The 25,997-nt window shown below is 66.8% G+C and carries 22 protein-coding genes; 19 read left to right on the top strand and 3 right to left on the bottom strand.

Annotation, left to right across the window (positions count from 1 at the left end):
* A partial coding sequence (locus NET02_RS15795; RefSeq protein WP_284058397.1) for a hypothetical protein occupies nt 1-182 on the bottom strand: 182 nt, incomplete at its 3' end.
* A gap of 224 nt (nt 183-406) precedes the next feature.
* On the opposite strand from NET02_RS15795, the gene NET02_RS15790 reads away from it, so the two are divergent.
* The 3 genes from NET02_RS15790 (at nt 407) to NET02_RS15780 (ending at nt 4,298) form a co-directional block, all read left to right on the top strand.
* A complete protein-coding gene (locus tag NET02_RS15790; protein ID WP_284058396.1) occupies nt 407-1,339 on the top strand; it encodes an ABC transporter permease in 933 nt (310 codons plus the stop codon).
* Nucleotides 1,340-1,387: 48 nt separating this feature from the next.
* Nucleotides 1,388-2,314 (top strand): ABC transporter permease, encoded by a 927-nt coding sequence (locus NET02_RS15785; RefSeq protein WP_284058395.1) that lies wholly within the window; start codon nt 1,388-1,390, stop codon nt 2,312-2,314.
* Nucleotides 2,315-2,453: 139 nt separating this feature from the next.
* On the top strand, nt 2,454-4,298 hold the full coding sequence (locus tag NET02_RS15780) for a peptide ABC transporter substrate-binding protein (RefSeq protein WP_284058394.1): 1,845 nt from the start codon (nt 2,454-2,456) through the stop codon (nt 4,296-4,298).
* A 63-nt stretch (nt 4,299-4,361) separates the two neighbouring features.
* Here NET02_RS15780 and NET02_RS15775 read toward each other — a convergent pair whose 3' ends face one another.
* Both NET02_RS15775 and NET02_RS15770 read right to left on the bottom strand, forming a co-directional pair.
* Complete coding sequence (locus NET02_RS15775) at nt 4,362-5,156, bottom strand: anti-sigma factor (RefSeq protein ID WP_284058393.1); 795 nt, start codon at nt 5,154-5,156, stop codon at nt 4,362-4,364.
* A complete protein-coding gene (locus NET02_RS15770) occupies nt 5,138-5,719 on the bottom strand; it encodes a sigma-70 family RNA polymerase sigma factor (RefSeq protein WP_284058392.1) in 582 nt (193 codons plus the stop codon). Before NET02_RS15770 ends, NET02_RS15775 begins: the two co-directional genes overlap by 19 nt.
* A gap of 256 nt (nt 5,720-5,975) precedes the next feature.
* On the opposite strand from NET02_RS15770, the gene NET02_RS15765 reads away from it, so the two are divergent.
* The 16 genes from NET02_RS15765 (at nt 5,976) to NET02_RS15690 (ending at nt 25,861) form a co-directional block, all read left to right on the top strand.
* Nucleotides 5,976-7,124: a S1C family serine protease gene (locus NET02_RS15765; protein WP_284058391.1), complete on the top strand. Its 1,149-nt coding sequence runs from the start codon at nt 5,976-5,978 to the stop codon at nt 7,122-7,124.
* A 59-nt stretch (nt 7,125-7,183) separates the two neighbouring features.
* Nucleotides 7,184-8,074: a class I SAM-dependent methyltransferase gene (locus NET02_RS15760; RefSeq protein WP_284058390.1), complete on the top strand. Its 891-nt coding sequence runs from the start codon at nt 7,184-7,186 to the stop codon at nt 8,072-8,074.
* 85 nt (nt 8,075-8,159) lie between these two features.
* A complete protein-coding gene (locus NET02_RS15755; RefSeq protein WP_284058389.1) occupies nt 8,160-9,005 on the top strand; it encodes an oxygenase MpaB family protein in 846 nt (281 codons plus the stop codon).
* A 368-nt stretch (nt 9,006-9,373) separates the two neighbouring features.
* Nucleotides 9,374-11,506: a hypothetical protein gene (locus tag NET02_RS15750; RefSeq protein WP_284058388.1), complete on the top strand. Its 2,133-nt coding sequence runs from the start codon at nt 9,374-9,376 to the stop codon at nt 11,504-11,506.
* A gap of 212 nt (nt 11,507-11,718) precedes the next feature.
* Nucleotides 11,719-12,045 carry a hypothetical protein gene (locus NET02_RS15745; protein WP_284058387.1) on the top strand — a complete coding sequence of 109 codons (327 nt, stop codon included), beginning with the start codon at nt 11,719-11,721 and terminating at the stop codon, nt 12,043-12,045.
* A 73-nt stretch (nt 12,046-12,118) separates the two neighbouring features.
* Nucleotides 12,119-12,967: a class I SAM-dependent methyltransferase gene (locus tag NET02_RS15740; RefSeq protein WP_284058386.1), complete on the top strand. Its 849-nt coding sequence runs from the start codon at nt 12,119-12,121 to the stop codon at nt 12,965-12,967.
* A gap of 102 nt (nt 12,968-13,069) precedes the next feature.
* Complete coding sequence (locus tag NET02_RS15735; RefSeq protein WP_284058385.1) at nt 13,070-14,104, top strand: NAD-dependent epimerase/dehydratase family protein; 1,035 nt, start codon at nt 13,070-13,072, stop codon at nt 14,102-14,104.
* A gap of 83 nt (nt 14,105-14,187) precedes the next feature.
* Nucleotides 14,188-15,051: an alpha/beta fold hydrolase gene (locus tag NET02_RS15730; protein ID WP_284058384.1), complete on the top strand. Its 864-nt coding sequence runs from the start codon at nt 14,188-14,190 to the stop codon at nt 15,049-15,051.
* An 11-nt stretch (nt 15,052-15,062) separates the two neighbouring features.
* On the top strand, nt 15,063-16,454 hold the full coding sequence (locus tag NET02_RS15725; protein WP_284058383.1) for an FAD-dependent oxidoreductase: 1,392 nt from the start codon (nt 15,063-15,065) through the stop codon (nt 16,452-16,454).
* A gap of 231 nt (nt 16,455-16,685) precedes the next feature.
* Nucleotides 16,686-17,639, top strand: a complete 954-nt coding sequence (locus NET02_RS15720) for a D-alanyl-D-alanine carboxypeptidase family protein (RefSeq protein ID WP_284058382.1) — start codon at nt 16,686-16,688, stop codon at nt 17,637-17,639.
* A gap of 33 nt (nt 17,640-17,672) precedes the next feature.
* Nucleotides 17,673-19,406, top strand: coding sequence for a LysM peptidoglycan-binding domain-containing M23 family metallopeptidase (locus NET02_RS15715; RefSeq protein WP_284058381.1), 1,734 nt, complete (start codon nt 17,673-17,675; stop codon nt 19,404-19,406).
* A gap of 211 nt (nt 19,407-19,617) precedes the next feature.
* The gene (locus NET02_RS15710; protein ID WP_284058380.1) at nt 19,618-20,520 is read left to right on the top strand and encodes an NAD(P)-dependent oxidoreductase; all 903 of its coding nucleotides are present in this window, start codon (nt 19,618-19,620) and stop codon (nt 20,518-20,520) included.
* 290 nt (nt 20,521-20,810) lie between these two features.
* Complete coding sequence (locus tag NET02_RS15705; RefSeq protein ID WP_284058379.1) at nt 20,811-22,151, top strand: hemolysin family protein; 1,341 nt, start codon at nt 20,811-20,813, stop codon at nt 22,149-22,151.
* Nucleotides 22,152-22,277: 126 nt separating this feature from the next.
* Nucleotides 22,278-22,766: an Rv0361 family membrane protein gene (locus tag NET02_RS15700; RefSeq protein ID WP_284058378.1), complete on the top strand. Its 489-nt coding sequence runs from the start codon at nt 22,278-22,280 to the stop codon at nt 22,764-22,766.
* A gap of 31 nt (nt 22,767-22,797) precedes the next feature.
* Nucleotides 22,798-24,450 carry a DUF5671 domain-containing protein gene (locus NET02_RS15695; RefSeq protein ID WP_284058377.1) on the top strand — a complete coding sequence of 551 codons (1,653 nt, stop codon included), beginning with the start codon at nt 22,798-22,800 and terminating at the stop codon, nt 24,448-24,450.
* Nucleotides 24,451-24,487: 37 nt separating this feature from the next.
* A complete protein-coding gene (locus NET02_RS15690) occupies nt 24,488-25,861 on the top strand; it encodes a M20/M25/M40 family metallo-hydrolase (protein WP_284058376.1) in 1,374 nt (457 codons plus the stop codon).
* Nucleotides 25,862-25,997 lie beyond the last annotated feature (136 nt).

The following is a 25,997-nucleotide window of genomic DNA, read 5'->3' as shown; positions in this document are numbered from 1 at the left end:
TCCACCAACATCATGGAAAAGCGGGAGAAGGCAGCCTCGGCTGCCTGAAGCATCCGGCGAGCAATCTCACGCGTATAGACAGTAAGAACTAGCTCGATGCGAGCGAGCACCGGGATATCGCGGTCCCAGGGCGAGCGAGGGCGTTCGGCTCTCGGGGCATGTGCCAGGGATCGTCGCTTCATCGAACCCTCATCGCCGGCTCGCTCCGGACACGCTAGCCATCGGGCTTGTGCGATGACCATACGGCAGGGTATTGACAGCCCTCGAAAGACCGTGCTATTGTCTGAACCGTCTCAGGGTCGTGGCAATGAAGCCGCCCCGATCGATGCTGGAGACTGCGCGCGTAGACCGGCCGATTGATGAACGGTCAGGGTGCTGACTGGGATCTCCGAGCGAGGAGGAGACGGTGGCGCAGTACATTGCCCGGCGCTTGCTGATGATTATCCCTACGCTGATCGCGATCTCGCTGATCACGTTCGTGATCATGCACGCGACGCCCGGGAGTCCTCTACAGCCGACGGCACCGAACGCGAACCCGCTCCCCCCGGCAGCGCAGCAAGCCCTCGCCCGCCGCTTCGGCCTCGATAAGCCCCTCTGGCAGCAATACCTGGTGTACCTCAAGAACATCTGGAATCTCGACTTCGGTATCTCCTACCAGTACCGGACACGGGAAGTAAAGGACATCATCTACCGGACATTCCCGATCTCGCTGCACCTGGGCGCGATGGCGATGGCGGTTGCGATCCTGGTCGGCATCCCGCTCGGTGTCCTGGCGGCGGTGAACCAGAACGGCCCCATCGACTACGTCTGCAGCCTGTTCGCCACGCTCGGGGTCTCGCTGCCGAACTTCATTCTCGCGCTGTTTCTCATTGTGCTCTTCGTGCGGCTGGTACCGATCATCCCTCGTACTGGGGGGTGGTCGTCACCCATCGACTGGGTTCTGCCCACCCTTGCCCTCTCGCTCGGGCCTGTCGGGATCCTGGCGCGCTACACCCGCGCCAGCATGGTCGAGGTGATGCGGCAGGACTTCATACGTACGGCACAGGCGAAGGGCCTCTCGGACGTGCAGGTGGTCCTGCGGCATGTGCTCAAGAACGGCTTGATCCCGCCGATCACCATATTGGGACCGATGTTCGCGGCGATCGGCACCGGCTCGCCGTTCGTGGAGAAGATCTTCCGGGTTCCCGGCATGGGCCGCTTCTTCGTGGATAGCCTGATTACCCGCGATTACCCGATGATCATGGCGGTCATCTTGCTCTATGGAGCGTTCCTGGCAGTGATGAACCTGCTGGTCGATGTGCTCTACGGGGTCGTCGATCCGCGTATCCGGCTGAGCTAGCGGCGACCCGGAGTGCGTGAGGTGATGGGGTACTGAGGGAGGCGGGGGATGGCGACCACGGGCGCCGGCCTTACCGGCCGGGCCGAGCGAGCCGACGCACTGATCTGGGCGACACGCCCGCACCGGACGCTGTGGCGGGACGCGTTCGATCGCTTGATCGCGAACCGACTGGCGATGGTCGGCGGGATCCTTATCATCGTGATCTCCCTCTTGGCGATCCTGGCACCGGTCATCTCGCCGTATGACTACGCTCAACCCGATTACGCCGCGATCTCCCAGTTTCCGACCTGGACCGGCAAACACCCGCTTGGGACGGATCTCGTCGGCCGTGACATGCTGACGCGCATGCTCTGGGGCGCTCAAGTCTCGATGGCGGTCGGGCTGGGCGCCCAGATCATCGTCTTCCTGATCGGCGTGCCGATCGGAGCGCTCTCGGGCTACATGGGCGGCCGAATCGATTCCCTCCTCATGCGTCTCGTGGATGTGATGTACGCGTTCCCCCAGCTTCTGTTCGTCATCCTCATCATGTCGGCGCTCGGGCGCGGGTTTCAGAATGTCTTCATCGCGATCGGCGTTACCGGGTGGGTAACGCTGGCGCGCCTGACACGGGCGGAGTTCCTCTCGCTGCGCGAACGTGACTATGTGGTCGCTGCCCGGGCCGCGGGAGCTGGGCCCTGGCGGCTGATCACCAAGCATATGCTGCCCAATGCGCTCTCGCCGATTATTGTGGCGCTGACGTTCGGCATCCCGCAGGCGATCTTCACCGAGGCCGCCCTGAGCTTCATCGGGATCGGTATCCCCGAGCCGCGACCGAGCTGGGGCAAGATGGCCGGCGAGTATCAGGAGTACATCACCTCCTACTGGTACATGTCGATCTTCCCCTCGATCGCCATCGCGGTCGTGATGCTCGCGTTCACGTTCTTCGGAGATGGCCTGCGCGATGCGCTCGATCCGCGTACGCGGCGGAGCACGTAGCGGGGCTGGGAAAGGAGGGGTGCGGCTGTCAGAAACCAGTGTGAGCCGCAGGGGCCAGCGGCAGAGGCCTGCACCGTAGGCAGCTAATGGCGTCGTGGCCGAGGAGGATCTGTCTGACTTCACCAGGAGGAGGAGAACCATGAGTGACAAGCTGCGCTGGTGGGAAGATCCCGAGCAGGTTTCCCTGCTCTGGAAACGCTTGCAAGCGATACACGTCGATCGGCGCGATTTCATCCGGGTCGTTGCCGCCGCGGGCGGCGCAACTGGCGCGGCCATGGCTGCGGCTGCCTGCCGTGGTGGCGAGGCGGAGCCGACGACAGCACCACCTGGTGCGGTAACGCCACCTCCGGCAGTGACGCCAACGCCGCCGACCGCCGTGGGCCCGACCCCGACGCCTGGGGCTGCCGCGTCGCCGGCTGCCGAGGGCGAGCTGGCCGAGCAGCAGGTGCTGCGGACCAACGTCGAGGAGGAGCCGCAGTCCTTCGACTTCAACAAGGACCTCTACGCTGGTGGCGACGCGGTCGTCTTCGCGCAGCTCGCGATGTTCAATACCAACAACGAGGCTGTGCCCGATATCGCCGAGCGCTGGGAGCCGAACGAGGATGCCTCCGTTTGGACGTTCTACATTCGCAAGGACACGTTCTGGAGCAACGGCGACCCGGTGACCGCGCACGACTACGAGTGGTCCTGGAAGCGGCAGCTCAACCCGGAGACGCAGGCTACCTACGCCGGCTTCTTGTACGACATCAAGAACGCCGAGAAGTACAACAACGCGGATCCCAGCGTGACCGTGGACGACGTGGGCGTCAAAGCGCTCGACGATTACACGCTCGAGGTCACGCTGGAAGGTCCCCGTGGCTACTTCCCGATCCTGGCCGCCTACATCGCTGCGGCTCCGGCGCACCGGCCCTCGGTCGAGAAGTTCGGCGACCAGTGGACCGAGCCGCAGAATATCGTCTGCAACGGCCCGTTCAAGCTGGTCGAGTGGAAGCATGACGAGTACTTCGTGCTGGAGAAGAACGACAAGTACTGGAATGCCAAGAACATCACGCTCCAGCGCATCGAGCGGCCGATCATTACGCCAGATGCCGCCTTCCTGGCTTACGAGAACGACGAGATCGATATCCTCTACCGTGCGCCGCTGGGCCAGCTCGAGCGAGTGCAGAACGACCCCGAGTTGAGCAAGCAGATGCAGAAGTACAACCTGTACGGGACCTGGTATCTCGTCCCCGACCCCAACTTCGAGCCCTACAACATCAAAGAGGTCCGCTTGGCCATGGGCCACGCGATCGATCGCGAGACGATCGTGCGGGATGTGCTCAAGGGGCTGGGTACGCCGGCGTACACGATGAACCCGCCTGGCATGCCGTTCTACATCGAGGACACGTTCCCCGAGTACACCGAGTACAACCCCGACAAGGCCCGCCAGCTTCTCCAGGGGACACCCTATGAGGGCGGTCGTAACTGGCCGAGCGGGATGACCCTGACCCAGCGCCGCGAGGGTGACGCCGAGGCGGCAGTCGGCTCCGCGATTATCGCGATGCTCAAGGATGTGCTCGGTATGGAGCTGGAGCACGTCATCGGCGAGCCGCGCGAGACGTACGATCGGATGTGGGCACACCAGATCCCGCTGATGTGGGTGCGCTGGTACATCGACTACCCGGATCCGGCCAATACGCTGTTCCAGGTCTGGTACTCCAAGCAGCCGAGCGGCCACCGGCACTCCTGGGCCAACGATGAGTACGATCAGTTGGTGCTCCAGGCCAATGGCGAGACCGACCCGGCCAAGCGGCTCGAGCTGTACAAGCGGGCTCAGGAGATCCAGCTCGCGGACGGGGCGGCGATCTACGTGTACAACCCGTGGAACTACGCGCTAGTGAAGCCGTGGGTCACCAACCTGCCGCGGGATAAGGACGGCAACTTCACGCCGGCCTGGAACATCTTCATCCGGGACTACGACTACTACAAGATCCTCAAGCACTAGGGCTGTCCAGCCCTCAGCCCCATCCCCCTCTCCCGCGATCGCGGGAGAGGGGGACCGGCGGGGCTAGAGCCCGCCCGGCTGCCAGTCGGCTAGCGAGCAGCCGGCGACCCGTGGGCCGGTAGGACCGGGGCTACCAGCCGGCCCTGGCTCGACCGTGATTCCCATACCCTGGTAGGCCGACCAGGTACCCGGAGCGTGGAGGAGAACGGTTGCCCGCCGCGAGGCGTCAACGGTGAAGACGCCAGCGCTGACCCTCGTGTTGTCTGCCCGGATCAGCCAGATCTGGTACACCTGGCCTGGCCCGAGCGGAGACAGACCGTCGATGACCAGGACGCCGGCCTGGCCCTCCTCGAGATAGAGCCGGCCGACCACTGGCTGGCTCTGGCTGGCTTCTGCGGTGACCGGAGCCCACCAGGCTGACTGAGCCAGGATGCTCGCGATCTCGCGCTGCTCAGCGCGCAGCGTGTCCAGCTCCTGGCGGATTTGCCACTGGTTGTACAGGAGCACCGCTACCGCGCCGGTGAGAATCAACACCAGAGCCGCCGCTGCGGCCAGGGCGGCCCTGGCCCAGCCAGGCAACAGGCGCAAGGTTGGGCGCTCGCCGGTGGGGCCGGCATTGGCTTCGATGGCAGCCTGGGCGAGCACCTGTTCGCGGAGGCTGGGCGGCGGTGACGTTTGCGGTACCGCGGTGCCGAGCAGGCCCACCAGCTCGTCGAGCCGGTGCTGGTCTGCCTGGCAGAAGGGGCACTCGGCGAGGTGCTCCACCAGCGCGGCCGACTCGTCCGCGTCGAGCGCGCCGAGCGCGTAAGCTGGGAGTTCATCGCTGGCAAGCGCGTGGGTCAGCCGACGTCGGTCCATACTCCGTCCCTCGTCAGAATTTCGGCCAGCCTTCGCAGGGCGGTTCGCACTCTCGTCTTGACCGTGCCCAAGGGCAGGCCCAGCACGTCGGCCATCTCTCGCTGGGTCAGCCCGCGGAAGTATGCCAGTTCGATCACCTGCCGCTGGGTATCGCTCAGCTCGCCGAGCGCTGCCTGCACCCGCGTCGCAACCGTCGACGACCAGGCATGCTCGTCTGGTCCCGGAGAGGGGTCGGCAAGGTGGAAGTCGACCCCTCTCGCATCCGCGTACGGTGGTCGACGCTCCCGACCGCTGCGTCGCAGCAGATCGATGGCCCGGTTCCGGGTCACGCGCAGAAGCCAGGGGCCGAGCGGCCCACGCTCGTGCGCATAGCGTTCAGGCTGTCGCCAGAGCTGGAGGAAGACCTCCTGGGTGACGTCCTCCGCCGCCGCCTGGTCGCGCAGAATATGCAGCGCGAGGGAATAGACCGACCGCGCGTACCGATCGTACAGCAGGGCCAACGCCTGGTGGTCCCGTTGCTGGAGACCGGCCATCAGTTCCTGATCGCTCGGCTCGCGCGTCACAGCGGATGTGCTCTCTCTCGATCCCTGCGCCGCGGCGACGGGGTACTCGCGCCATCATGATACGCCGCTCACCGTGCGATAGGATCATTTCAGACCGGGTTCGGCCGGTCGATCGCGCTGCCCGGTCACGACGGCGCGACACCTGATCAGGGCTTGCCGCGCCCGAACAGAGCTCCTCCGGGGCGTTTCCAGTCACGGGCGTGAGGTACGTGCCGGAAAGCTCGATGTCTCGCACGGAGAGAAAGGTGACGCGATCATGATGCTCCGGGCACGGCAGCGACTTATCCCTCTAACGCTCTTGCTGATCGTGCTGCTCGCTCTCGTCGCTAGCTGCTCGGCGCGGCGACCCGAGCCGAGCCCTTCGGCTACGAGCACGCCGGCCTCGAGCGGTGCGATGACGCCGAGCACCAACCCATCCAATCCCGTCCCCGCGACCGCGCCCGCTACGGTGGGGAGCCAGGGAACGGGTGATCTCGCGACGGCGGTCGAACAGGTCGCGCGCGAAGTTTCCCCAGCGGTCGCGTTCGTGACGGTGCGCAAGGTCGAGACCGACATCTTCGGCTTCGGCCAAGTGGTGCAGGGCGAGGGTTCCGGTGTCGTGTTCGACGAGCGGGGCTACATCCTGACCAACGACCACGTGGTCGGCGAGGCGCTGGAGATCGTCGTCGTCTTGCCCGATGGCCGGCAGTTCACTGGCCGCGTGGTTGGGCGCTCGCCGGAGAACGATATCGCGGTGATCAAGATCGATGGCGATAACCTGCCAGTCGCGAAGCTGGGCGATAGCGACACGCTCCGGGTCGGCCAGTGGGTGGTAGCGATCGGGAACGCGCTAGGGCTAGAGGGTGGCCCTACTGTCACCGCGGGCGTCGTCAGCGCGCTGAACCGCACACTCCAGCCTGGCCCCAACGAGCCGCCGTTCGGCCCGCTGATCCAGACAGATGCCGCGATTAACCCAGGAAACTCTGGTGGCCCGCTGGTGAGCTTGCAGGGCGAGGTGATCGGGATCAACACGGCCAAGATCCAGCAGGCCGAGGGGATCGGCTTTGCCATCCCGATCAATAGGGCCAGGGAGATCGCATCCCAGATCGTCGAGGCACGGCCGCAGCCGTACCTCGGCATCAGCGGCGTCACCGTGACGAGGGCCCTGGTCGTGCGGTTCAACTTGCCGGTCGATCGTGGCGTGCTGGTCGTGTCGGTAGCGCCGGGCAGCCCGGCGGAGCAGGCGGGGTTGACGCCTGGCGACATCATCGTGCGATTCGGTGGGCAAGAAGTCACCCGGGTGAGCGATCTGGAGCAGGCGCTCCGGCAGCACCAGCCGGGAGATCAGGTGGAGATCGTGATCAACCGGGAAGGAAGCGAGCGATCGCTCACGGTCACGCTCGGCGAGGCACCAGTAATCCGTTAGACGCAGCGGCTAGCGGGCCATGAGGCAAGGCGTGACGCGGGCGCCCAGGAGCGTGGCACATGGCCGAGACCGCTCCCTGGATCGACGAGCTGTTCATCCGCCTTACACGAGATCTCTTCCGCCCGCCGCTCACCCAGCAGCGGCTGCGGTTCGAGGTCGAGGGGATCGCGCGCCTGTTGGAGCTGTCCCCCCGAGCCTCCCTGCTCGTCCTGGCCAGCGGGGCCGGCACCGTTGCCATCGAGCTGGCCGGCCGCGGCTACGAGGTGACTGGGCTGGAGCCGTCCGAATCGCTCCTGGAATCGGCACGCCAGCAGGCGCAGTCGCGCGGCGTGTCCATGCGCTGGGTGCGCCGTGACCTGAGGCGCATCCTCTTCCGGAGCGCGTTCGACGCGGTGTACGCCGGCTCGCCGGTGCTCGGCCTCAGCGACCAGCGGGCTGACGATCTGGAGCTGCTCCGCTCGGCCTGGCAGGCGCTCAAGCCGGGCGGGGTGCTACTGCTCGATCTCCCGAACCGCGAGCTCCTCGCCCGCGACTTCGTCGAGCGGACGTGGGCCGAGCTCGACGGCGCCCGCGTGCTCGAGCGCCAGGAATGGGACCTGCTCGCGAACGTGCTCCGCCTCGAGTGGCGCGTGCTGCTGCCGGGAGGACGGGAGGTTGGCCGGGAATCCCGGCTGCGGCTCTACCCCGCACACGAGGTCGCGATCCTTCTCCAGGAGACTGGATTCGAGGAGGTAGAGGCCTGGGGTGACTACGATGGTCGAGCGTACGGACTCTGGACACCTCGCCTGCTGTTGCGAGCGCGGCGACCCGGGCTGGCGCCGGGCGAAGCCGTGGCGGTGGGCGGCGAGGCGAGCCGGGTCGAGAACTCGCCATCCAGCACGGGCGACGAGGGCCCTGTTGGGGAGCGGAGCGGGCAGGAGACTCCTGACGTACCCTTGAACCAGGAGTGACGCGCTGGCTGCCTGGCCTGGGCAGCGCGCGTTCGGGTGGATCGATTCGCTGACCGTTGCGTGCAGCGACAGGGTGCTACTGGAGATGACGACGTGGCCACTGCTCGCTCAAGAGGTCAATGCAGAGCGGATCGTGATCCTGGGTTGGGGACGGGCGATCCTCCTTCAGTTCGCCCACCCGCTGGTCGCGGCTGGCGTCGCCGAGCACAGCCGGTTCGCGGCCAATCCGGGGCTCGCGCTCGACCGCCTGCACGGCACGGTCTCAGCGATGCTGGCCTTCACCTTCGGCCCGCAGGAGGCGGCGATCGAGGCCGCGTGGCGGATCGCCCGGGTGCACGATCGCGTCGATGGTGTGCTCGCTGAGCCGGTTGGCCCCTACTCGTCAGGGACGCCGTACAGTGCCCATGACCCATCCTTGTTGGCTTGGGTGCACGCGACGGTGGTCGACTCGACGCTGCTCGCCTACGAGCGGTTCGTCCGGCCGCTGGCTCCGGCTGAGCGCGACCGCTACTGCGCCGAGAGCCGGGGCATGGAAGGCTGGCTGGGGCTGGAGCCGGGCACGCTGCCCGGGAGCTGGGGCGAGCTACAGGATTACCTGGAGCGCATGCGCCATAGCGGGCAGATCGTGGTGGGTGAGACGGCGCGCCGGCTGGCCAGGCAGCTCCTCTGGCCGGTGCTGCCGGTCTGGTTACGGCCGGCGGCGCGGCTCTGGCGGCTGGCCAGTATCGGGCTGCTCCCGGCCGAGCTGCGGGCGGCCTACAGGTTTGACTGGAGGTGTCGCGATCAGCTCGCCCTCGTGGTCATCTCAAGGTCGATCCGGGCGACGCTGCCCTGGTGGCCCCCAGTGCTGCGCTTCTGGCCGGCGGCTCGCGCGGGCCGGCAGGACTGGCCTCGGTCACGGCTGTCCTGGCCGGTCGAAGATCACCGCTGAGGGGGCTGGGAGCGCTAAGGACGATCGGGGTGGACTCCGTCCTATGCCGATGGATGCGGTGCGCCTCCTGGTTACTGCGCTCTGAGTGTTCGATCTCTCGACCACCTGCACGGCCCGCAGCCGCTGAGGGCTCGATCGGGCCCGCGCAGTCATCGAGTACCGTGGCGCTCCCGTTGGCCCACGTTCGGCGCGGTGACCGCTGGTGCTCGGGGCTGAAGAGAGGCCGTCAGGGCTTCCGGCAGGTGTTCGCTCGAAGCTCACCACCGGCCATTCTGCCGCGAGACCTCGCCTGGACAGGTAGCGAGGTCTCACCACCCATGTTATAGTGTGGTCCGTTCACGGATTCCGAAGCGGAGCGAGGCGGTGCTATGACCGAGGGCTCAGCGTCAAACCCTCAGCAGCCGCCTTGGAGATCGGGAAACCGCCTTGCCGGCCGGCTGACGACTGCCCGAAGTCGGCTATTTGTCGGGCGTGCTGCTGAGCTGGAACTCTTCCGGCAGGCGATGCTGGCAGAAGAGCCTCCCTTCGCTGTGCTCTACCTCTTCGGTCCCGGCGGGGTGGGTAAAACGACGCTGCTCTGGGAGTACCTGCGCATCGCCGAAGCGCAGGGGCACGCCGTATACTGGTTGGACGGCCGTCAGATCGACGCCTCCCCGCAAGGGCTGCTCTTTGCCCTCTCCGAGGCTATCAATCCGCAGGCGCCGCCCCGATCCCTCGAGGCGCTGGCCAATTTGCCGCCCGCCGTGCTCATCCTCGATACCTATGAGCGCCTTTCCCCCTTGGATAACTGGCTGCGCGAAACATTCTTACCGGCCTTGCCGGCGCATGTGTTAGTGGTTATCGCCGGTCGCAATCCCCCCTTGGAACCCTGGCGTACCGACCCGGCTTGGCGACACCTGGCCCGCATCGTCTCCCTGCGTAACCTGCGCCCGGAAGAGAGTCGGCAGTTATTGACCACGTTGCAGGTACCTCTCTCCCTGCAAGAGAGCATTCTCAGTCTCAGTTACGGCCATCCCCTGGCACTGGTTCTACTGGCCGACTGGCTGGCTTTGACCGAGGCCAGCGCAGAAGAGATCAGCCTCGAGCGCGCCCCCGACGTGATCCGCCTGCTGGTGGAGCGGTTTATGCGGGATGTCCCCACGCCCTTGCATCGGCAGGCCTTGGAGGCGTGCGCCCTGGCCCGAGTGACTACCGAAGCCCTGCTGGCCGAGGTGGTCGGCGAAGAAGCCGCCCCTCCACTCTACGCCTGGCTGCGTGGACTCTCCTTCATCGAAGGCGGCCCGGCGGGCCTCTTCCCTCACGATCTGGTGCGGGACGTGTTGGAAACCGACCTGCGTTGGCGCAACCCCGAGGCTTGGCGACAGCTTTACCGCCGGGTGCGTCACCATCTCTCCCATCGCTTCTGGAATAGCAGCGGCCTCGCCCGCCAGCAGGCCTTTGCAGACCTGCTGTATTTGCAGCGTCATCAGCCGGCCATGAAGCCCTTCTACGACTGGAAGTCCCTGGGCGGTGCCTATCACGACCCAGCCACGCCGCAAGATCATCCCCATATTCTGGCCATGGTGGAAACCCACGAAGGTCCAGAGTCGGCCCGTATCGCCGACTACTGGCTCCAACACCAGCCCGGAGCTTTTGTTGTCTATCGGGGGCCGGACTCTCTCCCCGTGGGCTTCTCGGCCAACCTCCTCCTGGACGCTGTGACCCCCGAGGACGAGCGGACCGACCCGGCTGTGCGTGCCATCTGGGCCTTTGTGCGGCGCTATGGCCCCCTGCGCCCTGGCGAACGCATCCAGATCGCCCGCTTCTGGATGGGTCAGGAGACCTACCAGGGGCCGCTGACACATAACATGATCACCCTGAACACCGTGATCACCTGGTATACCACGCCCAAGTTGGCCTGGACCTTCTGCTGCACGGCTGATCCGCCGTTCTGGGAAAAGCTGTTCACCTACATCAACTTCTCGCGTGCCGTTGAAGCCGATTTCGAAGTAGGCGGACACCGCTATGGGAGCTTTGCCCACGACTGGCGCGCCGAGCCGCTGGCCGTGTGGAGAGAGATCATGAGCGAGCGGGAGCTCAGCCTGGATTTCAAGCCGGAGCCGGTTGACCAGTTCGCCTCGCCCCCGCTCGTGGTCCTCTCCCAGCCGGAGTTCGCGGAAGCCGTGCGCCGGGCCCTGCGCGACTACCACCGCGCCGACGTGCTGGCTGGCAATCCCCTGCTGCGTTCCCGTGTCCTGCGCGAAGTGGCCGGCTCCAACCCTGGCCCGGAAGCCCTGCAATCCCTGCTGCGCGCCGCCGCTGAAACCCTGATCCCTAACCCCAAAGACGAGAAATACTATCGAGCGTTACACCACACCTATTTCCAGCCAGCTCCCACCCAGGAAGCTGCCGCCGAACTGCTGGGACTGCCGTTCAGCACCTACCGCTATCACCTGACCAAGGGTATCCGCTGGGTCACTGATTGGCTGTGGCAGCGCGAGCTCTTCGGGCCGAACGACTGACATCTCTGCACACGTGAGACATGCGCGGTCACGGACATTTCAGCGGCTCCCTCTGCCGTGTTTTCGACAACGGTTCGGCAGCAATTTGTCTGGAGAGTTATCAGTTCCCCGGACTACCTTGTGGACAGGTGCCATTTGGGAAGCGCTCTTCACGACCGAAGGGCGCTCTCCCCGGCAAAGCTGACGTGTTCGACGAAACGGAGGTAAACACTATGGCTATGGCAATTCTCACATGGGACCTGCCGCCACAGGAGCAGATGGCGGTCTACAATGAAAAGGCGCGCACGGATTGGATCCCCACCGCGGTGCGCCAGCCGGGCGTCAAGGAGTTCCGCGCCCTGCGCAACGCCTTCCACGCCAGCCCCCACGCTATGAGCATCACCGAGTATGACAGCTTGGCTGCGGCCCTGAAGTTCATCGAGACCGAGGACTTTGCCCGCGTCATGGAAGGTCTGCGGGCGGCCGGCTGCACCAACATCACTGTCCAGCTTTGGGATGTGTCGCCGCTAGTTCCAGAACCTATCCGGCCAGGCAGTTAGACAGTTGGGCTCGGGCGGGGGCGCAGCGGCGATATGCCCCTGCGCCCCTGCTCCAACCATATGGAGGTGCGAAATGCAACAACCCGTCAACACCGCTAACGACTATCCCCTGGCCCACACCCGCCAGGAACTGGAGCGCCTGGTGCAGCAGAGCAGCTTCTTCGGCGATCTGACCGAGTATGTGCTCCACCAGGCCGGGCTGGCCCCTGGCATGCGCGTTCTGGACGTGGGCTGCGGCGCTGGAGACGTCTCGTTCCTGGCCGCCAAACTGATCGGGCCCCAGGGCGCGGTTATCGGCGTGGACAAAGCGCCGGAAGCCATCACCTACGCCCAACAACGGGCGCACCAGGCCGGGCTGGCCAATGTCCGCTTCGTGCTCGCCGACCTGGCCGAATTCCAGCTCGACGACGAGGCCGTGGACGCTCTCGTCGGCCGGCTGGTACTGATGTACTTCCCCGATCCGGCGGCGGTGTTGCGCCGGCTGCTGACCTTCGTCAAACCGGGTGGCCTGGTTGTCTTTCAGGAACTGGACCTGCTTCCATCGCCGCCGCCGGAGATTATGTGCCAGCCCCTGTGCGAAACCTACGTCACCGCCGGCACATGGGTCAACCAGAGCTTTGCCCGTGCCGGTCTCAACAACCGCACTGCCTACCAACTGGGGCCGATCTTCCAGCGCGCCGGCCTGCCTGCGCCACAGATGCTGGCCTTGCTGCGCGTGGAGCGTGGCCCCGATTCGCCCATCTACGACTGGATCGCCCAGGTCACCCGCAGTGTCCTGCCCTTGATGCAGGAGGTCGGCGTGGCCACGGCCGAAGAAGTGCAGGTGGACACCCTGGCCGAGCGCATGCGCCGGGAAGCCGTCGAGAAGGATTGCACGCTGGTCACGCCGCCGCTGGTAGGAGCCTGGGCGCGGAAGGTGTAGAGCAGCAAGAACGCAAATCGCCCGCCGGCAAAGTCCTGCGTCGGGTGCTAGTGGCCCGGAAGCGGCAGCAGGCCGGGGTGAACCGAGAGAGGACGTATCACGATGACCATTCTGGTAACCGGAGGCACAGGCTACCTAGGTGGGGCGGTGGTGCGGGCGCTCCGCCGGCGCGGCGACCGGGTGCGGGTACTAGCCCGTAAGACCAGCCGCACCGATGAGCTGGCCCGGCTGGGGGTGGAAATCGCCACCGGCGACATCCTCGACCGGACGTCGGTGGAGCAGGCGCTGGACGGATGTGACGTGCTCTACCACGCCGCCGCCGTCTATGAATACTGGACGCCTGACCGGGCGCTCCAGAAGCGCATAACCGTGGAGGGCACCCGCAACGTGCTGGCCGCGGCGCAGGCCAAAGGTGTCCGGCGGGTGATCTACACCAGTACGAGCTACACCATCGGTGAGGCCCGTGGCCAGACGGGGACTGAGGAGACCCACCACCGGGGCTACTTTATCGGCGTCTACGACGAAGCGAAGTACCACGCCGAACAGGTTGCCCGGGAGTTTGCATGGCAGGGACTGCCTGTGGTGATCCTCAATCCCAGCGGCATCTTCGGCCCCGGCCCGCTGAAACCGGTTGGCAAAATGATGCTCGATACGGTGACCGGCAGACAACCGATGCTGCTCCGCGGCAGTGTCAGCCATGTGTACATCGACGACGTGGTTCAGGGCCACCTGCTAGCGGCGGAAAAGGCTCGTCCCGGCGAACGGTACATTGTGAGCGCCTACAACGTGGACGCTGCCGATTTTATGCGGGAAACCTGCCGGCTGGCGGGCGTCAGGCCGCCGCCCGTCGGGCCGTTGTTTATCGGTCGCATCGTCGCCAATGTGCAAGAGCTGGTTGCTCGGCGCACCAGACGGCCGCCGGATCTGCCGCGTGAGGTCGTGGCCCTGCTGGCCCACGGCATGCGTGTGGACGGCTCCAAGGCGGAGCGGGAACTGGGCCTGCGCTACACCTCATTGGAGGAGGCCATTGTTCGTACCCTGGCCTACTACTGGGAGCAGGGCTGGCTCAAGCAGAAACCGGCCTGTCTGCAAGACGGCACGGAGGCCGGCTCCGAACTCTACGCAGGACGACGATAGTCCGGGCCGCTTGGGTGAAGGTGGATGAATTCGAATTTCCCTCGAGCTACAACGACCGGAAAACGAAACGGAGATCGATCGACATGGCTGCAATTCCACTGGAAACGGCTGAAGTGACGCGAGGTACGGTCATCTACCGGGGTGTCCGCTCCCCCTATCTGTCCAGCGGGGACCGGCAAGCCGAAGAAGCCGTCGTCTTCATACACGGTAACCCTGGCTCGTCGGAGGACTGGCGTGACCTGGTGGGGCAGGTGGGCGCGTTCGCCCGCGCCTTGGCCCCAGATATGCCTGGCTACGGTCAGGCGGACAAGCCAGAAGACTTCAACTACACCGTCGAAGGCTACGCCTGCCATCTGGACGGCATTCTGCACCACCTGGGCGTGCGCCGGGCGCACCTGGTGCTGCACGACTTCGGCGGGCCGTGGGGCCTGGCCTGGGCTGCCCAACACCCGGCACGGCTGGGCAGCGTCATCTTGATCAATATCGGCATCATGCCGGGCTACCGCTGGCACTCCCTGGCCCGCATCTGGCGCACGCCCCTTCTCGGCGAACTCTTCCAGGCCACGACGACCCGCTTCGCCTTTGGCCTCTTGCTGAAGCGCAGCAACCCCCGCAGCCTGCCCAAGGCCATGGTGGACCGCATGTATCGAGACCTGGACTGGGGCACGAAGCGGGCCGTGCTGCGTCTATACCGCGCTACCCACAACCCCGGCCAGATGGCTGAAGCCCTGGGGCCCCTCTTCCGGCAACTGGACGTGCCGGCCCTGGTCATTTGGGGCGCGGCCGACCCATATGTGCCGGTGTGTTACGCCGAGCGCCAGCGGGAGTTTTTCCCCCGCGCCCGCATCGTCATCCTGGAACAGAGCGGGCACTGGCCCTTCGCCGACGACCCGGAAGCTGTGGCGGGTGCACTCATTCCTTTCTTACTGAAACACCTGACAACGTGAAGGAGACGACGATGTCAGGTCAAAACCATGCCATCGTCATCGGTGCTAGCATGGGCGGCTTGCTCGCCGCCCGCGCCCTGGCTGATTTCTTCGAGCAGGTCACGCTCATCGAGCGGGATACCTTCCCAGCCATTGGCCAACACCGCAAGGGTGTGCCTCAGGGCCGACATGCCCACGCGTTGCACCTGCGAGGCGTTGAGATTCTAGAGGGGTTGTTTCCCCGCCTAATCGCCGACCTGGTAGCGCAGGGCGTACCGCTCATCAACCGTCCCGAAGAGGAGTTGATCTGGTTCGACGGCGGCGGCTATCACGCCCGTTTTACACTCGAAGACGGACGTCTCGGCGCGTTGGGCGTGAGCCGGCCGCTGCTGGAGGGCTATGTGCGGCAGCGGCTTCTGGCTTTGCCCAACGTTTGCGCTATCGACGGGTGCGATGCCCTGGGGCTGGTGCCATCGGAGTGCAACAGGCGGGTGCGCGGGGTGCGCATCATTCGCCGGGCGCAGGGCAGTGCCGAGGAAGTGCTGGAGGCCGACCTGGTGGTGGACGGCAGCGGCCGCGGCTCCCGCGCAGTGAAGTGGCTGGAGGAGCTGGGCTATGCGCCGCCGGAGGAGGAACAGGTGACCATCAACTTCGGCTACAGCACCCGGCTCTACCGCCGTCGGCCGGAGCATCTGGATGGTGCCAAGGTGGTCGTCAGCACCGGCTCTCCGGCGCTGAAACGGGGCGGGGTGATGCTGGCCCAGGAAGGTGACCGGTGGATCGTCAGTCTGGGGGGATTCGTCGGCGATCATCCGCCGTTGGACGAGGAAGGGTTCATCGCCTATGCCCGCAGTCTGGCCGCGCCCGATGTTTACAACGTCATCAAAGAGGCCGAGCCGCTCTCGGAGGCCATTCCCTACCGCTTCAAGGCCAGTCTGCGCCGGCGCTACGAGAGGTTGCCCCGCTTCCCGGAGGGATTTCTGGTCTTCGGAGACGCTATTTGCAGCTTCAACCCCATCTATGGCCAGGGGATGTCGGTGGCGGCGATGGAAGCTCTGGACTTGCAGCACGAGCTGCGCTCGGGAACCGAAGGCTTGTGGCGGCGCTTCTTCCGCCGGGCAGCCAAGAGCATTGACATCCCCTGGCAGATCGTGGTCAGCGGTGACCTGCGCTTCCCGGAGGTAGAGGGGAAACGGGTGCCGGCCATTCGCTTCATCAACGCCTATATGGCACGGCTGCACCGGGCGGCACATCGTGATGCAGTCATCGCCCGCGCTTTCAACGATGTGGCCGGGCTGATAGCGCCTCCCCGAAGCTTGATTCGGCCCAGAATTCTCTGGAGGGTGTTGCGAGGGAACCTCGGTGTGTTCGCCCGCTCCAGCGCCGCCGGGGACTCTAGCCATCGGGCGAACACCGTTTCGTAGGGCGCGCGCTCGAGGTTATCGTCTGGTGTCGGATGACACACGGCACAAGGTGAGGCCTGTCGCTTTCCTAGTTCGATCCCGTCCCGGACGATCTAAGTGCTTTCTGCGATCAGGCGGCGGTAGGGACACGTTACCGCTCGTCGGGTGGCTGAAGCAGCCAGCGCCGTAGCTCGGGTACAATGGGCACTCGGTTGGGCCTGCCTGGTCCGACCGAAGGGAATGGGATTGGGCGTGCGTCAGCTCGTGCTCGGGCTCGCGCTCCTGGCATGCAGCCTGCTCATCGCCGGCGTGAGCGTTCGCCGCTATCTCAACGCAGCCTCAGGTGGCCCGCCGGCCGCTCCGCCGGCCACCGCGACGGTTCTCGTGACCCCGGAACCGACCGCGACACCTACGCCCACGCTGGGCCCAACGCCGGCACCTCCGTCCCTCTCGGCCAGGGCGGCACTGGTCATGCGCGTCGACGACGGTGTAGTGCTCCTGGCACAGAACGCCGACCAGCCGCTGCCACCGGCCAGCACCGTAAAGATCCTCACCGCGCTCACCGCGCTCCGCCATGCGCGCCCGGAGACGATCGTGACGATCCAGCCTGATGAGGTCGTCGACCCCGTGCAGGAGTCGGCGATGGGCCTCCAGGCCGGCGATACCCTGACGATCCACGACCTGCTGGTCGGGCTGCTCCTGCCGTCTGGCAACGATGCAGCGCGAGCGCTGGCGCGCGCGGTCGGGGGGCAGCTCGACGGGCCGGATGGCGCATCATCGGAGGAACGCTTCATCGCGGCGATGAACGAATTGGCGGCCGAGCTCGGGATGACCCAGAGCCGAGCGCTGACGCCCGACGGGGAAGATGTCGAGGGCCAGGCTATGTCCGCCCGCGACCTCGCGCTGGCCGCCAGGGCGTTCCTCGAGGAGCCGGTGCTGGTGCGCATCGCGTCGATGCGCGAGGCGGCCGTGCGGGTCGGCGGGCCACAATCCCGAACGCTCCGGCTCACCAACACCAACGCCCTGCTCGGCGAGCGGGGGGTCTTCGGGATCAAGACCGGCACCACCGAAGCCGCCGGTCAGTGCCTAGTGGCCGCCTGGCGCACGGTTGACGGCCGGGTCTACCTAGCGGTTGTCCTGGGGAGCCAGGACCGCTACGCTGATGTACGTACACTGATCGACTGGGTCGAGCGTCGGGAAGGGTAGGGACCTGGGACGACGCGCTGAGGGGGACGCCGAGTGAATCAGCACGCGCGAGAGGGAGCGGACCGGCAAGAGCCGATCTTCGGCTGGCGACCAGCCGAAACGGGCGATCGCCCCGGTGAGATCGTCCCCGATGACGGCCAGACACTGAACGGCCAACAGTTGACCGGGGCGGATGAAGTTCCCGCGCGGGAAGTCTGGACGCCCGGGCGTTCGCCCAATGGGCACACCCGGCGGCAGTCTCTGGCGGGAGCGAAGGCGGGGAGTGGCAGCCGTAGACTGGGCGGCAGCCAGACAGGACCGATTACAGCCACTCCGCGCTCCAACGGCTTCGCCTGGTCGCGCGCTGCCTCACGCTTCACCGCGCGGCGGCCCTTCCGTCCCCGGCTCGCGCGGGTCCCTGGCCATGCGCTGCTGGTGCTCTTCGCCGTGCTCATCGTGGCTGGCCAGCACTTTACCGTTCTGCCCACCGCGCCGCGGCAGCCGGCAGCGCCGTCGAGCGCAGCGTCGAGGGGCCAGCTCGGTGATCTCCAGGTACTCCTGGCTCCGGCAGTTCCTGCCAGCGGTGGGACAGGAGGCTTCGATCCGCTGGCTGGCTACCTGCGCGACTTCGGCAGCGCGGTATCGCCGCGGAGCCTCTCGATCCAGATCGTCAACTCCGAAGCCGGCCAGACGATTGCTGACCTCGCCCGCGAGACCCGGCGCAGCGTCGAAACGCTCCTCTGGGCGAACGGGATGACCGACCCCTTGCAGCCGCTGCCGGCCGGCACACCGATCCGCGTACCCCCGGTGGACGGGATGCTCCACGTCGTGCATGACGGCGATACGCTGGAGAGCATCGCCGCGCGCTACCAGGTCGACGTCAGCGCGATCACCGGCTACGAGCCCAATCAGGTGCAGAGCGACGCCGACCTGGTACCCTACCGGCTGCTGATGGTCCCTGGCGGCACGCTCCCGGCGCGCGACCACGTGCTCCTCTATACCGTGCGCGAGGGTGACACGCTGGCCACGATCGCGCAGTACTTCGGCCTGCATCCGGAGACGATCGTCTGGGCCAACAGCTTGCCCGACGGGGACCTGATCTTCCCCGGCCAGCACCTGGCGATCTTGCCGACCGACGGCGTCATGATCACGGTGCAGGAGGGAGACACTGTCGAATCGCTCGCTGAGAAGTACGGCGTCGATCCTCAGGTTATCCGCGACTACCCGATGAACGGGCTCGGGAACAATGGCCAGCTCCGGGTCGGCCAGCAGGTGATGATCCCCGGCGGGAAGCCGCCGTCCCCGCCACCACCGGTCGTGGTGGCCGCGCAGGCGCCCGCCGGCGCCGCTTCGGATCAGGGGAGCACGCCTGGGGGGGCGGCCACCGGCTTCTTCATCTGGCCGGCCGTGGGAACCATCACCCAGTACTTCGGGCCGACCGACTTCTGGATGGAGCCCGCGTACCAGGGTTATGCGCACTTTCATCAGGGGCTCGATATCGCCAACGGGATGGGGACGCCGGTCGTCGCCGCCGATGGTGGGCAGGTCATCTTCGCGGGCTGGAGCACGGTGGGCTACGGCTATGCGGTCGCGATCGATCACGGCAACGGGCTGGTCACCTGGTACGGGCATATGGCCGGCCAGCCCGCCGTATCGGTCGGCCAGTGGGTGAACCAGGGCGACTATCTGGGGCCGATGGGAAGCACCGGTGCCTCGACCGGGCCGCACCTGCACTTCGCAGTGCTCGACCACGGGGTGTGGGCCGACCCGCTCGATTACCTGCCCTAGCGTGGCGCTGCGAGTTCGGCGTGAGCCGGGTCCGACGGTCTGCGGGCGTTCCTGGTTGCCGGGCCTCCCGCCGTGTGCGACGCTGGGCGCGAGGTGTGGTTCGATATCCTGTCGTCCAGCAGAGTGTTGCTCCACTGTCGATCGCCTGCCGCCGGGACGAGTGCAGTGAGAACCGGTGGAGCGATCATAGCAGCGACGAAAGGAGGCGAAGATGCGCGTGGGGGTAATCGGCCTGGGCAAGATGGGCAAGCCGATGACGCGGAACCTGCTCAAGGCCGGCTTCACGGTCGTTGTACATAACCGGAGCCGAGGCCCAGTGGACGAGCTCGCGCGAGAGGGCGCCGTGGCTGCCTGGTCGCCGGCCGAAGTGGCTCAGCAGGCGGACGTCGTGGTGACCTCGCTACCCACCCCCGCCTCGGTCGAAGAGGTCTACCTGGGCGAGCACGGCCTCATCGGCGCGGCGCGATCGGGGCAGGTGCTGATCGACACCTCGACGGTGAGCCCGGGCCTGAGCCGGCGGCTCTACGAGGCGGCGAAGGAGCGCGGCGCTGGCTTCCTCGATGCGCCGGTGAGCGGAGGGCCGGCTGGGGCCGAGTCGGCGACGCTGACCATCATGGTCGGCGGCGATGCCGAGGTCGTGGAACAGGCCATGCCGGTCTTCCAGGCGCTGGGCAAGAACATCCACCACGTCGGGCCGTCCGGCGCCGGTAGCGTCGTCAAGCTGGTGAACCAGCTCCTGGTGGCGATCAACATGGCAGGGGTGGCGGAGGCGATCGTCTTCGGGGTCAAGGCGGGGGCGGATCCGCAGGTGCTGCTGGACGTCATCAAGACCAGCTTCGGCGGCAGCCGGATGCTGGAGCGGGCGCTGCCGCTGGTGATGGAGCGTCAGTTCCAGCCGGGCACGCCGGTGAACCTCATCCTGAAGGATCTGGGGCTGATCCACGAGGTGGGCAAGGAGCTGGATACCCGGCTGCTGCTCGGCGCGCTGGCCCAGGAAGTCTTCAAGGAGGCGCGGGCGGCCGGCTTCGGCGAGGAGGACATGGTGGCCCTCTTCAAGCCGGTCGAGCGGCTGGCGGGAGTCGAAGTGCGCGGGCACGGTACGAGGACGGCCTAGCGAGGCGCCGGCTGCTCGGCGCGAGCGGCAGGCGGCGTGAATGCAACCACGCACAGGCGAAGCCCCTCGCATGACCATGCTGCGGGGGCGAATGGTTATACGCCCCGCAGACCCTAGGCCCGTAGCTGCGGCGTAGGCGGAGAAGGTCGCTCCACCAAGTGGGGAGTATCCGCTCCCAGCGCGAGGACTGGATCGCTGTGGAGCATCCGCGCGCGAGCGGCGGCTCCCTCTTCGTGCTGAATTTGACAGAATTGCAGACGTCGCGGGCGGTTCACGTGTCAGGAGTCCACATGGCGCTGCTCACCGAGCTGGTGCTCATCGGCGTACTGATCGGCTTCAACGCGTTTCTTGCGGCTTCGGAGATCGCCCTCGTTTCCGCCCGGCGCTCGCAGCTCCGCGCCTGGGCCGAGGAGGGCAGCGTGGCCGCCGAGCGCGTCCTCCGGCTGGTCGAGGACCCTGCCCGCATGCTCTCGACTGTCCAGGTAGGGATCACCCTGGCTGGTTTCTTCACCTCGGCGATCGGCGCGGTCACCCTGGTGCGCGTGGTGGCCGCAGGGCTGAGCGAGCTGTCACTGCCGCTGGGGGAGGCACAGCTCACCGGCCTCGCGCTGGTGCTGGTCACCACCGCGCTCTCGTTCCTGAGCATCGTCGTGGGAGAGCTGGTGCCGAAGACAGTGGCGGTGCAGCATGCGGGACGCCTCGCCCTGCTGGTCGCTCGCCCGATCGAGCTGCTGGCTGCGCTCGCACATCCGGTGGTGGTGATCCTGACCGGAACGACGAACCTGATCCTGCGGGCCTTGGGCCAGCCGGCACGAGCGACGCTGCCGGCTATCACGCGGGAAGAGCTGCTGACGCTGCTCGAAGAGGCCGAGGATGAAGGCCAGGTCAGCGCGAGCGAGGCGGACATGGTAGAGGAGGCGTTCGAGCTGCGCGAGACGGTCGTGCGCAGCGTCATGGTGCCGCGGGTGGACATGGAAGCCCTGCCGGCTGACCTGCCGCTGGAGGTTGCCATCGAGCGCTTCTTCGCCACTGGCTTTTCCCGTCTTCCAGTCTATGAGGGCGATCTCGACCACATCGTCGGTATCTTGCACGTCAAGGACGCTTTCCGGGTCGCCTGGAGCGACCCAGCGGCACGCTCGCAACCATGCCGGCAGTTCGCGCGGCCGGCCTATTTCGTGCCGGAGACGAAGCGGGCCGGTGAGCTGCTCGAAGAGCTGCGTGCCCGGCACACGCGCATGGCCATCGTGATCGATGAGTTCGGCGGCGTGGCCGGACTGGTCACGCTGGAGGATCTCATCGAGGAGCTGGTCGGAGAGATCAGGGACGAGTTCGATCGCGACTACGAGCCGCTGCGCCGGCTCGACAGCGGGGAAGTCGAGGTCGATGGCCGGGTGGGCATCTACGACCTGCTCGACTGGTTCGACCTCGAAGAGGACGCACTCGGGCCACACGAGGCAGACTCGGTCGGTGGGCTGATCGTCGAGCGCCTGGGGCGTTTCCCAGAACCCGGTGAGACCGTGCAGATCGGCCCGCTACGCTGCCAGGTGCTCACGATGGAGCAGTATCGCGTCGGCCGTGTACGGGTGGCTCGGACGGACGGGACGGGAGCGACCGGCGAGCGGCTCCCGTAACCAGCGGGGTTGGGTGGCTGGGACACCCGGATTTGCCCGGGCATTCACGGATTCTCCCTTGACCGGTCGGCCTCTTCGCCGGATACTCCAGATGTGCGGATCTGGTGAGCAGGAGAGCCAGGTGCCGTGAGCCAGCCAGCCCGGGTAGTTCTCGCTATCGGGGGAGTGATCGCGCTGCTCATCGTCGTCGCGGTGGTGGCGGTGCTGGCTCTGGAACAGGAGCAGCAGCCGAGCTATCCACCTGGCTCGCCGGAAGCGGCACTCGTCGACTACCTCGCTGCGCTCGAGGCGGGCGATGCTGACCGTGTCTACGCGCTGCTCTCGCGGAGCGCGCGCGAAGAGATCGAGCGGCAGGAGAAACAAGCGGGCGGGTACAGCTTTCGCCAGGAGATCCGATATGCCCGGGATTCGCTACGCGATGCTCGGGTGCGGATCACTCAGGTAGAGCGCCGGGACACCCACGCGACGCTGACCTTGACCATCGACCGGTTCGCCAGCTCCGGCCCGGGTTTCCCGCCGTTCCCTTCCGGCGAGCGGTATTCCTACACGCGCACCGTCGACCTGGTGCTGGAGGATGGGAGCTGGAAGGTGGACGAGCCGCTCGTCTATCTCTGAGCGGTGCGGCTTCACCGGTGAGGAGGCGGCGATGCTGGTTGCCCGGCGGCTCTACCTCTACTTCGTTGCGGGCGTGAGCCTGGCCGTGCTGGCGACCGGGCTGGTCAACCTGCTGGAACTCGGTCTTCAAGTGATCTGGGAGGCGCTGACTGGCTCTCAGGTGATCGTCCAGCCGCCGGATGCAGTGCGGCGTGAGTTGAGCCTCTACAGCGCGCTGACGGCTGTCGCCCTGCCGATCTGGCTGCTGCACTGGTGGCTGACCGAGCGGCTGCTAACGCCCACGCGCGCCGAGGCCGAGGTCGAGCGGCGCTCGCTGATCCGAGGGCTCTATCTCGCGCTTCTCCTCCTGGTGGCCTTTCTATTTTGGGCGAATGCCGCGCTGGATCTGCTGCAGCGGGCGTTTGCCGCCATCCTCGATGTGTCCGAACCGTTCACGGCGCAGCCGGTGGCCGAGTCCATCATCGGCCAGCTCGCCATGCTGCTCGTGCTCGGTGGGACTTGGATCTATCACGCCTGGATCGTCCTGCGTGACCGCCGTGTTGGAACGTTGTCGGGCGGAGCTGACTGGTTGCCCCGGCTCTACCTCTACGTGGGCGCTGCCTTTGGCTTAGTCACGCTGCTGGTCGGCGCGAGCCAGCTCATCCAGGCGCTGGTCGACGCGCTCTTCGGCGTCGGCGAGGTGGTCGCGGGTGACTTGAGGAGGACTCTGGCGCAGGGAGCGGCTCAGTTGCTCGGTGGGTTCGTGGTCTGGAGCCTGCACTGGGGCTACTCGCTAGGCCTGCGCGGGCAGCAGGACTGGCGGGGCGAGCACGAGCGGCGCTCGCTGCTGCGCTGGGTCTACCTGTACCTGGGCGTGTTCGCTGGTGTGGCGCTGACGCTGGGGGCGCTGGCTGTGAGCCTAGCGGAGCTGTTCCGCTGGGCGCTTGGGGTAGGTGTCGGCGACACGAGCCAGCGGCTGCGTGACATCGTCGAGCCACCGGCACAGATGCTGCCGGTGACCCTGCTCTGGCTCTACCACCGGCGGCAGATCCACCACGAGGCCGAGAGCATCCCAGAGGCAGGCTGGCGCGTCTCGGTCGGCCGGCTGATCGGCTACCTCTCGGCGCTGGCTGGACTGGCCTTCGCGAGTGCTGGGCTGGCGCTGCTGCTCGGGCTGCTGTTCGATCTGCTGCTCGGCGGCAACCGGGTAGCGGTTCTGCCGCCGGACTTGTGGCGGGACGAGATAAGCGGCTACGCTGCCGTGACGCTAGTCGGCGGGCTGGCCTGGCTCTGGTACTGGTACGCCGCGCTGCGGCGAATGGCTGCGGATCCCGTTGCCGAGCGGGCTAGCCTGAGCCGTCGGGCCTATCTCTATATCGTGCTGGCGGCGACCATCGTGGGGCTGCTAGGCAGCCTGGCGGTCGTGCTCTACCGGTTCCTGGGTTGGGTGTTGGGGATTACCGGCGGCGCGAGCCTTATCTCGGACATCAGCGTCGCGCTCGGCGTGGTGATCGTCGCCGGGCTTCTGCTGGCTTACCATGTGCTCACCCTGCGCCAGGATCTGCGCGAGGTGGCTGAGCGCCTCCCGGCCGAGCGCACTGTCCGGCTGACGCTGCGGTTGCCCAACGACGTCGACCCGGAGCAGGCTGTCGAGGAGCTCCGCCGGCACTTGCCGCCAGGCGTCGAGCTCGAGGTAGCGAGGTAATACCGCGATGAGCCGGATCTACAGGGAGGGAGGGGCGATGGACCGGCTCGAGGGGGTCCGCCGCTACGTCGACGACCACGCGGAGGCCATGATCGCTGATCTCCAGCGGGTGGTGCGCCAGCCCTCAGTCTCTGCCACCGGCGAGGGCGTAGCCGAGTGCGCCCGCTTGCTGGTCGAGATCATGGCCGGCCTGGGTATCGAGGCGGAGGTGGTCGAGACTGACGGCCAGCCGCTCGTGCTGGGGCGGGCACGAGCCGAACGGGAGGATGCCCCAGCGCTCCTGGTCTACTGCCACTACGATGTGCAGCCGCCAGACCCGCTGGATGCCTGGGAGTACCCGCCGTTCGAGGCCCGGCGGGTCGGTGACCGGATCGTGGGCCGCGGCACGACCGACGCCAAGGGCAACCTGATGGCGCTGCTCCAGGCCGTAGGGGCGCTACGGGCGACGGGCGGGCTGCCGGTTCTCCTGACCTTCCTGTTCGACGGCGAGGAGGAGAGCGGCAGCCCCAGCCTGCCAGCGGCCGTCGAGCGGCTGAGGGCGCGGCTCCAGGCCGACGCGGCTATGGCGTTCGACGGCGGCTTCGACGCGGGCGATATCCCGCGGATCAGCCTGGGAACCAGCGGGCTGCTGTTCGTCCAGCTCCGGGCGCGGGGCGCGGCGCACGACCTCCACTCCGCCCGCGCGCGGCTGGTGCCGAACCCGGCCTGGCGGCTCGTTTGGGCCCTGGCCACCATGAAGACACCAGATGAGCGGGTGCAGATCGAGGGCTTCTACGACCGGGTGCGGCCGCCGACAGAGGCGGAGCGGGCGCTGCTGGAGCGAGCCGGCTGGGACGACGAGGCGCAGCGGCGGGCGCTCGGGGTGGAGCGGTTCATCGACGATCTCCAGGGAATCGATGCGCTGGAGCGGCTACTGTATTCGCCTACCTGCAACATCGCCGGGTTCAGCGCCGGCTACGCCGGCGAGGGATCCAAGACAGTCCTACCAGCGACGGCGACCGTCAACCTGGACTTCCGTCTCGTCTGCGATCAGGATCCCGAGGAGATCGCCCGGCTGCTACGACAGCATCTCGACCGGCACGGGTTTGCCGACGTGGAGATGCGAGTGCTGGGTGGCAGCATCGAACCTTCGCGCACCCCGCCGGACGCGCCGATCGTGGACGTCACGGTCGAAGCGGCCCGCCAGGTGTACGGGCGCGAGCCACGCCTCCTCCCGACAGGAGATGCCTCGGGCCGGGAAGCGACCTGGCTGGCCAACCGGCTGGGCATCCCGGGCGTGCAGACCGGCATCGGGCCGCCGGCCTGGCGCGGGCACGCTCCGAACGAGTTCATCACCGTGCGGCACTACCTGGACGGGATCTGCTTCGCCGCGGCCATCTGGCTGCTGGCAGCCGAGCGGCTGCGCGCGTGACCGGATCTCGGCCAGTGCGGATCCGTCTCTTACCCTGACGGGTCTGGCTCTGCGGTCGAACTAAAGCCGCACTCTGCGGCTTGCTCGGGCGAGCGCCGAGCGGGCCGCAAGGTTGCCTTTTTGCTCGCGCGGTCGA

Source organism: Thermalbibacter longus (assembly GCF_023806485.1).
Taxonomy (GTDB): Bacteria; Chloroflexota; Chloroflexia; order Thermomicrobiales; family Thermomicrobiaceae; genus Thermalbibacter; species Thermalbibacter longus.
The sequence above is the reverse complement of the archived record's forward strand: the minus strand, read 5'-3'. Positions and strand labels throughout refer to the sequence as shown.